The organism is Zhongshania sp. R06B22, assembly GCF_040892595.1.
Taxonomy (GTDB): domain Bacteria; phylum Pseudomonadota; class Gammaproteobacteria; order Pseudomonadales; family Spongiibacteraceae; genus Spongiibacter; species Spongiibacter arctica.
In genome coordinates, this window is record NZ_JBFRYB010000001.1 from 645,065 (window position 1) to 657,188 (window position 12,124).

The window sequence follows — 12,124 nt, forward strand, 5'->3', positions numbered from 1 at the left end:
TGCTTAAGTAGTGACGAACTAGCCAGCTTCTAGACAACTCATCATGAGATAAAATACTGCCCACCAATAAATGAAAATACAATCAATGCGATGACAATCGCGCTATTGCTCACAAGGCCATAGCGTAAAGCGGGTGCAATAATCCGGTTGTTTAAGTAGAGCAGAGTGAGTGCCAAAAATGGCATAAACAAGGCGCCAGTCACCGAATATAAAATAATCAGCCAAACCGGTTTACCCATATATAGCAGGGCGATGGGGGGTATGGCGATATACACCAAGGCCAATCGGTAGCCTTTATCCTCTACCCCGGTGCGTGTTAGTTTACCGCGCCAGTGTGCAGTGGCGTCGGTGAAAATATATGGCACGCCCTGCCAAACACCCAGCATAGAGCTGAATACCGCAGCCCACACGCCGATTAAAAACAGCTCTCTAAAGATTGGATTGAGTAGGACTCCAAGCTGATCGGCCATGGCTAACAATATATGCGTGCCCGATTCTGATGCCGGCGCAGACTGAGCGGCGAGGATCATAATGCCCATGCCAAATAAGGCGGTAATCGAGTAGGCAATGAGTAGATCTAAACGCGCTAGTTTGAGTGAATCGGTGTTGTGCCAGCCTTTTTCACGCATCCAATAGCCGTAGCAGAGCAAGGTAACGCTGCCGCCGACACCGCCAATAAGGGCAAGGATCAAACTAAAATCTTGTGCGCTCTCGCTGCTTATCGTTGACGAGGCACTGGCAATACTTGACCAATCGCTGGCCAGCAGCGCCGCCATTACAGTGGCAAACATCAGTAGGATGAGAATTTTCATTGCCTGCTCAAACAGCGAGTAGCGTCCGAACAAGACTAATACAATGGCGAGCAATGAGTGCAGAGACGCCCAGCTATTGATAGACAGCTGAGGCATTAGTGCATGGGCTGCCAAGCCGCAAGCGGCCATTAGCGCAGCGCCGACTAAAAATGCCCAAATAAATAGATAGACCAGAAAATAGTAATGTATCCAGCGCGGCAGGTACTCTAGCCATCCTGCCAGCAAGGTCTTACCGCTGCTCAGTTGCCAGCGTGCTAGGCCCTCGTTGAGAGCGAGTTTAATGAGTGCGCCGAAGGCAATGGCCCATAACAGCTGAGTGCCAAGACGTGCGCCAGACACCGCAGCCGCCACTAAATCGCCGGCCCCTAAGCCCGTGGCGGCGACCACAAAGCCGGGGCCAATTAGGGTTAGGCTGCGGAGATGTTTCATGCAGAGTGTCCTGTTAGGATAGTGTGTGCCCTTGCCGTGTGGGCTTTATGTCTGAATGTAAACCAATAGTAAGATACTGCTGGCGTCTTCGGTAGTGATGGTTGTTATTGAAATAGGTGTACTTGAAGGTATGAGTGAAAAAGATAAATCACTTCATCAGCTTAAAACCGGGCCGTTTTCCCGTCGTTTTGAGCTCTCTAAGCTTGGCGTTCGCTACGGAGCGCGGGCGGTGCGGCAGAGTATTTGGCAGCGCATTGGCGGTGACAACGACGCCGCCTTGGCTAAGCGAACTGAAAACATCGATTTTTTTGTTGAAGAGCTTGGACGCCTAAAGGGCAGCGTGGTGAAAATTGGCCAGATGATGGCCACCTACGGCGATTATATGATGCCGCCAGAGGTTGCCGAGGCCTTACACAAATTAGAAGACAATACCCCGCCCATGTCGTGGAGGGCGATTAGAAAAGTGATCGCCGAGGAATTGGGAGAAGAGACACTTTCTCTGCTGGATATTGATTCGGAGCCCTTGGCTGCCGCCTCACTGGGACAAGTGCATCGCGCGGTACTGCGTGAAACGGGTGAATTGCTCTGTATTAAAGTGCAGTACCCGGGGGTGGACGAGACTATCGACGCGGATTTTGGCGCGGTTATGCAGTTAATGAAGGTGTCGCGTTTAATACCCAGCACCCGCAATTTAGACGATTGGTTTGGTGATATTCGTTTGCTGCTTCATAAAGAGGTGGACTACGAGCAGGAGCGTTGCGATCTGGATTTCGTGAGACATTCCTTGCGTGAAGACCCCCGGTTTGTGGTGCCTAAAAGTTATCCGCCGTTTTGCACACGGCGAGTTTTGACCATGAGCTATGAAGAGGCGACATCGGTTAACTCGGCAGAGGTTGCTGCACTCGCTCAGCCGCGTCGGGATCGCTTGGGGCGGGCGGTACTAGATATGTTTCTTACGGAATTGTTCGAGTGGCGTCGTATGCAGACCGATCCCAATTTTGGTAATTATCGGGTGCGTATAGATGAAAATGGCGGTGATGATAAATTAGTGTTGCTAGACTTTGGCGCCATGCGGCTATTACCCGAAGGCTTTGCCAGCGAGTTTTGCGATATGTTACTGGCGGCCTGCGCCCGCGATAAACCGCGTTTTTTAAGCCGCTCGATAAGCCTCGGCTTTATGAAGTCGCATTTCCCTCAATCGGTACTCGACAACTTTGTGGATATCGGTGTCGATATTGCCGAGCCGCTGCGTAAAATCGATAGCAGCGTGCCGGCGCGCGCGATCACTGAGGGTGGCCAATATTGGTGGCGCAATAGCGGCCTGCCGCAGCGTATTGCCAAGCGCGCAGTCGCCGCGTCGATAAGTAAATATTTCGCGCTGCCGCCGAAAGACTTCCTCTATGTGATGAGAAAATTAATGGGGGTTTACGCCTTGATTGCTCTTCTTGATGCGAAGTTCGCCGCTGATGATGCGCTAGAAAAGTACGTGGCTGAAGCCCAGAAATAAAAAAGGCCGCAAAGCGGCCAAAATTTTTGAGACTGACAGGGTGGTAATTCCAATCATTTGTACGCAGAAAACGTATATTTGGTTCACATCATTGATTGTGCGATGCCTTCTACGTCAAGAGTCAGTTCCACAATTTGCGAGGCAGGGCCTAGATCGAAGTCGATACCGAAGTCTTTGAGGGCAATTTCAGTGGTGCCGTGAAAGCCGTGACGGACACCGCCCCAAGGATCTTTGCCGCCGCCAATTTCAGTTACGGCAATGGTTACTGGCTTGGTCACGCCGCGCAAGGTTAGAGTGCCTATCATCTCCGCTTTACCGTCGCCAAGGGCTTTGAAACTAGTACTTTTAAAGGTTGCTGTGGGGTATTTATCTACCGCTAAAAAGTCTTTGTCGCGCAAATGCTTGTCGCGCTCGGCGTGATTGCTGTCGATACTGGCGGTTTTAATAGTGACATTTACAGACGATGCTTCGGGCTTGTCGGGGTCGTAATTGAAGCGGCCTTCAAAATCATTAAAGCGACCATATAACCAGCTATAGCCTAAGTGTTTAATTTTAAATTGCACAAAGGCATGGGCGCCAGCGGTGTCGATTTTGTATTCGGCTGCATGCAGTCCACCACTCAAACTAAGTAGTGCGGTGAAGCCTAGGGCGATGAGTTTTTTCATAGTTCAGGTTCCTTTTGAGGTGAGTTCGCAATAGTGTTGTTGGCGTCACGCCCCAGCATTTTTAGCAGGGTTGAGTCGCGGTTTATGAAGTGATGTTTCAATGCGGCAAGCGCATGAACACCGGCGAGTAAAATAAGTGTCCAGGCGAGAATTTCGTGTATCTCGCCGGCAATATCTTCTTGGTTTTCTATGCCCTGCACGGTGGCGGGCACGCTGAATAAGTTAAAAACCTCTATTTGTCGGCCATCTGCGGTCGAGATCAAATAACCCGCAGTCATCAGCATCAACATCAAGCCATACATTGCAAAATGGGTGAGGTGCGCGGTCGTCCGCTCCCAGTTTTTTAGTATCGGGTCGTCATTGGGGCGGATATTGATACTGCGCCATCCAATACGAGCCAGCAATAATATGAACAATAAAACGCCAATGCTTTTGTGAATGGTCGGCCCATCCTGGTACCAGGGGTCGTAGTAAGACAGCTGACGCATCCAAATACCTAAGGCAAACATGCCGATTACCACTATGGCCATCAGCCAGTGGATGGCTACGCTTACCCAGCCGTAGCGACTGCGGGTATTCTTTGCTGGCATGACGGCTCCCTGTGTCTAGTTATTTCTTATAGCCTGAGTATATAAACAATTTATTAATAGAAAAGTGCAAAATCCTGGCTGAATTAATCTAATTATCAGATGAACGGTATGTATTACTTATTTAGTACGCCCATTGGACCGGCATCATCCAGATCCTGAGCTCAATGTAGAAGCAGTATTGAGTTTAGGAAAGCTAAATAAGCGAGGCATGCTCTTTAGCGTGGTTAGAATGACCGCAAAGAGGACTGCGGTCATTGATAGTAGTACAAGTGACGTTTATTGCACTAGGCGAAAGAGTTGACCTAGATAGTGGCCATGAAGTTTGCTGAGCTAGCCGAATTATCGGCCGGCCAACATATTCGCAAGGCGATCAACTTCCGCAACCTCAGAGCTTGCGGGTACCAATTGAATCTCATCGCAACCTAAGGCCTCTATCGCATCTAAGCCGTCTTTGATTGCGATGGGGTCGTGCATCGTCATGGTCTTGGCAATATTGCGCGCGTCTTTCTCGCCAAAGGTTTTTAAGTAATCAAAAACATAGTCGCTAAGTGCTGTTTCGGCATTTTGTGCCAGTGAATACCAGAAGCCACCCATACGGTAGGGCTTTTGTTCACGGCCAGATTCCTGCCACGCAGTATCGGCTGAGGTGAAAAAGTGATTGATAAGGTCGGCGTTGCCGTCCATGGCAAAGCCATACAGACCGTCGGCCCATTTAGAAACCCGTTGAATACTTTTGGGCCCCATCGCGCCCACTAAAATGGGTGGCCCGCCGGCTTGGATGGGGGTGGGGCCGACTTCCTCTAAGCCTTCTAGCAGTTCGCCGCGCCAGACTTTCTTCATAATAGCAATTTGATCATCCATTTTCTGAAAGCGATTTTTAAAGCTGGCATCGAGTGCCTCGTAGTCTTTTTCACGTCCGCCGACACCGACGGTTACCATAACGCGGCCCTCAGATAATATGTCGAGGGTGGCGATTTCTTTGGCCGCTTGTACCGCGCTGTGCATAGGCAAAACATATAGCGCAGGAATAATCTTGACGCGCTCGGTGCTTGCCGCGGCGAAGGCGAGAATATTGCGCATTTCATAGCTGTAGCCCGTCACTCGTTCGCCGCAGGACAAGCTTGAGAATGGCCCTTGGTCGATGATTCGGCACCAGTCTTTAAAATTTTGGCGACTAATCCCGCGCTGCATATAGGGAAGGCAAACACCTATTTTCATATCAAATCCTGTGTGCTTATTTTTATATTGATGGAGGCCTTTGCCTGAGCGAGATATGGCCACAGTGCAAAGTCGTTAACAGCTATTGTACGTGCTCAATTTATACGGCGGGCAAATACTGCAAAAACACATGCCAAAGGTATAAGTAAATAGACTAGCTTATTGGGCGCTGCCGATATTGATGATTATTTGTCGCCATATTGGGCTCAGATTATCAATGACGACAAGGAATAAAGAGATACTCGTTATGGACGAGTTTTTGGTCTGGGAAAATAACTAGATGGTCATGGTCGCACTGCCGACATTCGCGCTGAAGAACTTTGCGCATGGGCGCAATGACGTCTCAAGCGTCATCCGCAAGTTGCTTGGGTATCCACGGGAATAGTATTGGGGCTCGGGTCATGCTCGGTTCGAAAAGCATTCGCTGCGCTCATCTGGATACCCGATCGGGGTCGGGTATGACGGTGTATGGAGTGATTTACTGGATGGTCGGCTGTGAAGCGGTATGGAGTGATTTACTGGATGGTCGGCTATGAAGCGGTATGGAGTGGTTTATTGGATGGTCGGCTATGACGGGGTATTGATTGGTTTACTGGATGGTCGGCTACGACGGGGTATGGGGTAGTTTTGCTGTGTGGTCGGGTATGACGGGGTATGGAATGGTTTGCTGGATGGTCGGGTATGACGGGATATGGAGTGGTTTACTGGAAGGTCGGCTATGGCGGCGGATGGAGTGGTTTAGCTGTGCGGTCGGGTATGACCTAGTGTGGAGTGCCTTTAATGAGCGACTGGGTATTCTGGGATATAGTGCGGTGAAAGTATTGGGTGACATCTAGGCAAGCTAGACGTCACCGCTAACAGTATTAAGGGTGTGACTGCATCACTGCTTCGGCAATGCTTTTAATAGGCTCTATCTGATTCATGCTGTAAAAATGAATACCAGGTGCGCCGCCTTCCATAAGAATGTGGCAGAGTTCAGTTACAAACTCATTGCCGAATTCAATAATGCTTTGCTGGTCGTCGCCGTAACCGTCTAATTTCTGGGATAACCAGCGCGGTATTTCTGCGCCGCAGTTGCGTGAGAAACGCGCTAGATTCTTATAGTTGGTGATGGGCATGATGCCGGGATAAATCGGTTTATCAATGCCGGCTTTTTCGCAGGCATCTAAAAAGTAAAAATAGGAGTCGGCACTAAAAAAGTATTGGGTGATCGCGCTGTTTGCGCCAGCATCTAATTTGTCTTTAAGAAAGCGAATATCGGCGTCGTAGTTTTTAGCGTCGGGATGGATTTCAGGATACGCCGCAACTTCTAATTGAAAATGATCGCCGGTGTGTTTGCGGATGAACTCTACTAATTCCCGCGCGTACACTAAACGGGTTACGCCCGTGCCAGAAGGTATGTCGCCGCGCAGGGCAACAATGCGATCAATGCCAGCATCTTTGTAGTTGTTTAATAGCTCTAAGATTTCGGACTCTTCATCGCCACCAAAGGACAAATGCGGAGCCACGGATAAGCCGGCCTTTTTTGTTTCCAGGACGATATCGCGGGTATTGTCGCGGGTGGAGCCGCCTGCGCCATAAGTGACGGAGAAAAACTCTGGATTGAGCGCGGCCAATTGGCTGCGAATATCTTTTAATTTCTCCCGGCCTATTTCGGTTTTAGGCGGGAAAAATTCAAAGCTGTAGCGGTTTGCCATGATAGGTTCCGGTCAGAAAGGCATTAAATCCCTTCGTAAATATGTGGTTTAAAAATGAGTTAACAAGATTATTGGCGTGCCGCGGGCGACACGCCAATACACACTACTTAGTACTTATAGCTTTCTGGTTTAAACGGACCTTCAACGCTAACACCAATGTAGTCGGCCTGATCGGTACTGAGTTTAGTCATGACGCCGCCAAATCCAGCAACCATGTCGGCAGCCACTTCTTCGTCTAGCTTCTTAGGCAATACCTCAACGGTGATCGCGCTCGCTTTAAAGCTGGGCTCTAAATCGGCGAAGCGACGCTCGTACAAGTACATTTGAGCTAGCACTTGGTTGGCGAAAGAGCCATCCATAATACGGCTGGGGTGGCCAGTTGCGTTGCCTAGGTTTACCAAGCGGCCTTCTGAAAGCAGAATCAAATGGTCGTTAGCGGCCTTGCTGCGGTAGATCAGGTGAACCTGTGGTTTAACTTCTTCCCACTCCCAGTTCTTGCGCATAAAAGCGGTGTCGATTTCATTATCAAAGTGACCGATATTGCATACTACGCAGCCATTTTTTAAGCTTTTTAGCATATTAGAATCACACACATTGACGTTACCGGTGGTGGTGACCAGCAAGTCGGTGGTGCCTAATACTAAAGTATTAATGCAGTCTAAGGTGCCATCGTTGATGCCGTCGATAAACGGTGATACCACTTCATAGCCGTCCATGCACGCTTGCATAGCACAGATGGGGTCGATCTCGGTGATCTTAACAATCATGCCTTCTTGGCGAAGCGACTGTGCAGAACCCTTGCCCACGTCACCGTAGCCAATAACCAGCGCTTTTTTACCAGATAGTAGGTGGTCGGTGCCGCGCTTGATGGCGTCGTTTAAGCTGTGACGGCAGCCATATTTGTTGTCATTTTTAGACTTGGTAACCGAATCATTAACGTTGATGGCAGGCACTTTCAATTCGCCTTTCTTCATCATTTCTTGCAGACGGTGAACACCTGTTGTGGTTTCTTCGGTAATACCGTGAATGGCATCCATCATTTGTGGATACTTCTGGTGAAGCAGGCCAGTTAAGTCGCCGCCGTCATCCAGTACCATATTCGCATCCCAAGGCTTGCCATCTTTTAAAATGGTTTGCTCAAGACACCACTCGTATTCTTCATCGGTTTCGCCTTTCCAAGCAAAAACTGGAATACCCGCAGCAGCGATTGCCGCGGCGGCGTGGTCTTGGGTAGAGAAGATATTGCACGATGACCAGCGAACTTCTGCGCCGAGCTCGACCAAGGTTTCGATCAGTACGCCGGTTTGAATCGTCATGTGAATACAGCCAAGAATCTTGGCGCCAGCCAATGGCTTGTCTGCGCCGTATTTATTGCGCAAAGCGATCAGTGCAGGCATTTCGCCTTCGGCGATATTGAGCTCTTTACGGCCCCATGCTGCCAAGCTGATATCGGCTACTTTAAAGTCAGTAAATTCAGTTTTAATCTTCGTTGCAGTGCTCATAGTCATGTCCTTTCATTTTGTTAAATGACGCCGAATTACAGCGCACTTTTAAGCGCGTCGGCGCGGTCGGTTTTTTCCCAGCTAAATGCTGTGCTGGTTTCAGATTTAGTTTCGCCGTTTTCCTTCCACGTATACGTGTGCTGATAAGGATCCCGACCAAAGTGACCGTAAGCTGCGGTCGGTTGGTACATGGGGTGAGCCAGGTCCAACATTTTTGTTATCCCGTAGGGGCGTAGGTCAAACACTTCACGCACCGCCGCAATCAATTTTGCGTCGCTTACTTTACCGGTGCCGAAAGTATTAATAGCAATTGAGGTTGGCTCAGCAACACCAATGGCGTAAGACACTTGGATTTCACAGCGATCTGCCAGGCCTGCGGCAACAATGTTTTTGGCAACATAGCGGCCAGCATACGCCGCGCTGCGGTCTACTTTTGACGGGTCTTTGCCCGAGAATGCACCGCCACCGTGACGGGCCATACCGCCGTAAGTGTCGACAATAATCTTGCGACCGGTTAAGCCGCAGTCGCCAACGGGGCCGCCGATAACGAAGTTGCCTGTTGGGTTGATGTGGAATTTTGTGCCCGCATGCAGCAGTTCAGGCGGCAATACGTGTTTGATGATTTCTTCACGTACGGCTTCTTGTAAATCAGCTTGTGAAATTTCGGGATTGTGTTGGGTAGACAATACAACGGCGTCTATCGCAACCGGCATGCCATTCTCATAGCGCAGCGTAACTTGGCTTTTCGCGTCTGGACGCAACCACGGCAATACCCCGTTCTTGCGAAGATAAGCTTGACGCTCAACCAAGCGGTGAGAGTAAAACAGCGGAGCGGGCATTAGCGATTCGGTTTCGTTAGTAGCGTAACCAAACATCAAACCTTGGTCACCGGCGCCTTGGTCTTCTGGTTTGGCGCGGTCAACACCTTGGTTGATATCAACGGATTGCTTGCCAATGGCGTTCAGTACCGCACAGCTTGCGCCGTCAAACCCGACGTCTGAGCTGTTATAGCCGATATCGATAATTACGTTACGAATAATGTCTTCTAGATCTACATAGCATGATGTAGTCACTTCGCCAGCAACAATCGCCATGCCGGTTTTAACCATGGTTTCAACCGCCACGCGAGCGTGCTTATCGCGGGCAATAATGGCATCTAGCACGGCATCAGAAATCTGATCGGCCATTTTGTCGGGGTGTCCTTCCGATACCGACTCTGATGTGAATATGCTGTAGTCAGACATTTTATTGGGTCCTCTGTGTTTGCCGGCGCTTATTAAACGCTGCGGGGCTGGTGTGTTGATAAAGTAGTGTGTGAGTAAAGGTGATCTGGCTTAACAAATTGCCGAACCTGTACTCGAAATCCATTCAATTGTGCTAAATACGCTGCGGGGCCATCCTGCAAACCATTGGCTTGCGCCCACTCGGTTAAATCGTCGGGCTCAAAGCCCAGCCATAAATCGCCGCATGCCTCTCTTGCCCAGCTTTGATCGTGACGGCATAAATCCGTCACGCAAAATAAACCGCCGGGCTTTAGCAAACGCGCTGCGTCTTTAAAGATGTCAGCCGGCGACGGCACATGGTGAAGCACCATATTGCTGATCACGCAATCTGCAGCATTCTCTTGCAAGTCAGGATTGCGGCTGTCACCAAGAATGAACGATACGTTGTTAAGCGCCTGCTGGTTTATAAAGGCACTGGCGCGGGTAAGCATGGCATCGGCATTGTCTACGGCAACGACGTTCTCATAGTGCGGCGAAAGTTCGGCTAAAAAGGCGCCTTCGCCGGGACCGATTTCCACCGCCAATTTACCACCGGCGGGCTGGCTGCTGCGCAGTAACTCTAGACAGCTTTGGCCGTAAACGCCGTAGGCCACCATCTGCTCCTGCTGTTCGCCAAACTCGCCGGCGTATTCTGCAAAAAATGCGCGTGACCGGTCTGCTCGTTCCACATAAACCTGTTCCAAGCGAGTTTGCTGCTCTGGGCTTAGGCTCATTAAATCAGCGCTGCTGAGCAGGGCGTCGTGTAGCTCACATAAAGAGGGATGGCTCGATGTATAGGTGCGGCGATAAAACAGGCTATTGCCTTCGCGCCGCTTGGTAATCAATCCAGCCGTGGTCAGAGTTTTAAGATGATGGCTCATACCAGACTGACGGCAGTCGAGGATGTGACACAGCTCTTGCACCGAATAGGCGTCGCGACTCAACACTCTTAGCACCTGCAGACGCAGCACATCGCCGCCCGCTTTGCAGAGCTGCAAAAGCTGGGTGTTGAGGGCTGGCGGAGCAGCAATTGGCGTGGGTGCAGTTTTCATGACGGGCAGTGTAGCAGGGCTTTGTTACTATATCAAAATATATTGATATAGATCTGTGGCTGTAGACGGTGCTTTGCTTAAGGCGGAAAAGTGCTGAAGATCTTGGCTTAGCGCGTAACTGGCTTTGAGGCAGTTATGACTGGTAGGAGGGTATTGAAGAGTCGGGAAGCGAGGCTAGGGTGTTCAGGGTATAACCGAGCGCAGCGGGTATGGCTGCGATCGGTATACATTGGTGCGGTCCTTAATGGGTGAGCGCGAATACTAGTCACCTCTCTCCCAGCGTGACGTCACACGCCCATCGCGGGGACTGCGCTGCTTGGCTTCGACGGCAATGCGTGGCGAAAAATCCGATAGAGAACTTGGCCAAACTGAGAGGGTAGTGAGCCGCTGTTGTAGTTCTGACCGTATTTCTTGCAGACTTCTTGAACTTTCACGGACAGTTCTGCGTAGCGACGTGCCGGCACGGTTGGGAATAAATGGTGCTCAATCTGGTGGCTGAGATTGCCCGATAGAATATGAAAGATCTTGCCGCCACGTAGGTTGGATGAGCCGCGCAGCTGGCGTAAATACCAGTGACCGCGACCTTCTTTTTCCATAATGGATTTTGGGAAGACTTCGGCGTCGGCGGTAAAGTGACCGCAGAAGATAATCATATAGGTCCAGAGATTACGCATTAAGTTGGCGGTTAAGTTGCCGCTAAGCACCGCGAAAAACATAGGTCCGCCAAGCAGGGGGAAAAACACATAATCCTTAAGAAGTTGGTAGCGGGCTTTTTTCAATACCGGCTCTAACTCTTTCTTAATCACTGCCTTGGATTTCCGGCCGCTAAATACTTTACCCAGCTCAAGTTCTTGAATCGCCACGCCCCATTGAAATAGCACGGCAAGCAAAAAAGCCCAAATTGGCTGCAGCAGATAAAACGGGCGCCAGCGCTGCTCCGGGAATAAGCGCAGCAGTCCGTAGCCAATGTCGGCGTCCATACCTTTAATATTGGTGTAGGTGTGGTGCAAATAGTTGTGGCTCTGGCGCCAGTTGTCAGATGTACCAGCGATATCCCATTCGAAGGTTTTGCCATTGAGAGCCGGGTCGTTCATAAAGTCATATTGGCCGTGCATAACATTGTGACCGAGCTCCATATTGTCGAGTATTTTGGATATTCCCAACACTAGAGTCCCGAGAATCCACGCGGGCGGAAAAAAGCTGAAATACAGCAGGGCCCGGCCGATCACTTCGCTATAGCGCACGGTTTTAAGCACGCGGCGAATATATCGGGCGTCGACGTCGCCGACGTCCTGTAGGGCCGTCTGCTGGATGGCATCGAGTTCGGCGCCAAAGGCGTCTAATTGTTCAGGGCTTAACGGTCGATTTTTGACATGGCTCATGGTGGGTT

12 protein-coding genes are annotated in these 12,124 nt (G+C 50.2%); 3 read left to right on the forward strand and 9 right to left on the reverse strand.

Translation table 11 applies throughout. From position 1 onward, the window contains the following. Positions 1 to 41: 41 nt before the first annotated feature. The gene (locus AB4875_RS02930; RefSeq protein WP_368374548.1) at positions 42 to 1,241 is read right to left on the reverse strand and encodes an Nramp family divalent metal transporter; all 1,200 of its coding nucleotides are present in this window, start codon (positions 1,239 to 1,241) and stop codon (positions 42 to 44) included. Positions 1,242 to 1,338: 97 nt separating this feature from the next. Here AB4875_RS02930 and AB4875_RS02935 point away from each other — a divergent pair, with 97 nt between their 5' ends. Further along, positions 1,339 to 2,748: an ABC1 kinase family protein gene (locus AB4875_RS02935; RefSeq protein ID WP_368377039.1), complete on the forward strand. Its 1,410-nt coding sequence runs from the start codon at positions 1,339 to 1,341 to the stop codon at positions 2,746 to 2,748. An 83-nt stretch (positions 2,749 to 2,831) separates the two neighbouring features. Here AB4875_RS02935 and AB4875_RS02940 read toward each other — a convergent pair whose 3' ends face one another. The 3 genes from AB4875_RS02940 to AB4875_RS02950 form a co-directional block, all read right to left on the reverse strand. Continuing rightward, the gene (locus AB4875_RS02940; protein ID WP_368374549.1) at positions 2,832 to 3,413 is read right to left on the reverse strand and encodes a YceI family protein; all 582 of its coding nucleotides are present in this window, start codon (positions 3,411 to 3,413) and stop codon (positions 2,832 to 2,834) included. After that, on the reverse strand, positions 3,410 to 4,003 hold the full coding sequence (locus AB4875_RS02945) for a cytochrome b (RefSeq protein WP_368374550.1): 594 nt from the start codon (positions 4,001 to 4,003) through the stop codon (positions 3,410 to 3,412). The genes AB4875_RS02940 and AB4875_RS02945 overlap by 4 nt, the downstream gene beginning before the upstream one ends. A gap of 339 nt (positions 4,004 to 4,342) precedes the next feature. Further along, the gene (locus AB4875_RS02950; protein ID WP_368374551.1) at positions 4,343 to 5,221 is read right to left on the reverse strand and encodes an LLM class flavin-dependent oxidoreductase; all 879 of its coding nucleotides are present in this window, start codon (positions 5,219 to 5,221) and stop codon (positions 4,343 to 4,345) included. Positions 5,222 to 5,547: 326 nt separating this feature from the next. Here AB4875_RS02950 and AB4875_RS02955 point away from each other — a divergent pair, with 326 nt between their 5' ends. Together AB4875_RS02955 and AB4875_RS02960 are read left to right on the forward strand one after the other, a co-directional pair. Further along, positions 5,548 to 5,757: a hypothetical protein gene (locus AB4875_RS02955; RefSeq protein ID WP_368374552.1), complete on the forward strand. Its 210-nt coding sequence runs from the start codon at positions 5,548 to 5,550 to the stop codon at positions 5,755 to 5,757. A 48-nt stretch (positions 5,758 to 5,805) separates the two neighbouring features. Beyond that, a complete protein-coding gene (locus tag AB4875_RS02960; RefSeq protein ID WP_368374553.1) occupies positions 5,806 to 6,057 on the forward strand; it encodes a hypothetical protein in 252 nt (83 codons plus the stop codon). 27 nt (positions 6,058 to 6,084) lie between these two features. On the opposite strand, the gene metF is transcribed toward AB4875_RS02960, so the two are convergent. The 5 genes from metF to AB4875_RS02985 form a co-directional block, all read right to left on the reverse strand. Beyond that, positions 6,085 to 6,918: a methylenetetrahydrofolate reductase [NAD(P)H] gene (gene metF / locus AB4875_RS02965; protein WP_368374554.1), complete on the reverse strand. Its 834-nt coding sequence runs from the start codon at positions 6,916 to 6,918 to the stop codon at positions 6,085 to 6,087. A 107-nt stretch (positions 6,919 to 7,025) separates the two neighbouring features. Further along, positions 7,026 to 8,420: an adenosylhomocysteinase gene (gene ahcY, locus AB4875_RS02970; RefSeq protein WP_368374555.1), complete on the reverse strand. Its 1,395-nt coding sequence runs from the start codon at positions 8,418 to 8,420 to the stop codon at positions 7,026 to 7,028. A 35-nt stretch (positions 8,421 to 8,455) separates the two neighbouring features. Then, positions 8,456 to 9,664 (reverse strand): methionine adenosyltransferase, encoded by a 1,209-nt coding sequence (gene metK, locus AB4875_RS02975; protein WP_368374556.1) that lies wholly within the window; start codon positions 9,662 to 9,664, stop codon positions 8,456 to 8,458. 32 nt (positions 9,665 to 9,696) lie between these two features. Further along, the gene (locus AB4875_RS02980; RefSeq protein ID WP_368374557.1) at positions 9,697 to 10,734 is read right to left on the reverse strand and encodes an ArsR/SmtB family transcription factor; all 1,038 of its coding nucleotides are present in this window, start codon (positions 10,732 to 10,734) and stop codon (positions 9,697 to 9,699) included. A gap of 287 nt (positions 10,735 to 11,021) precedes the next feature. After that, a complete protein-coding gene (locus AB4875_RS02985) occupies positions 11,022 to 12,116 on the reverse strand; it encodes a fatty acid desaturase family protein (RefSeq protein WP_368374558.1) in 1,095 nt (364 codons plus the stop codon). Positions 12,117 to 12,124: the final 8 nt, after the last annotated feature.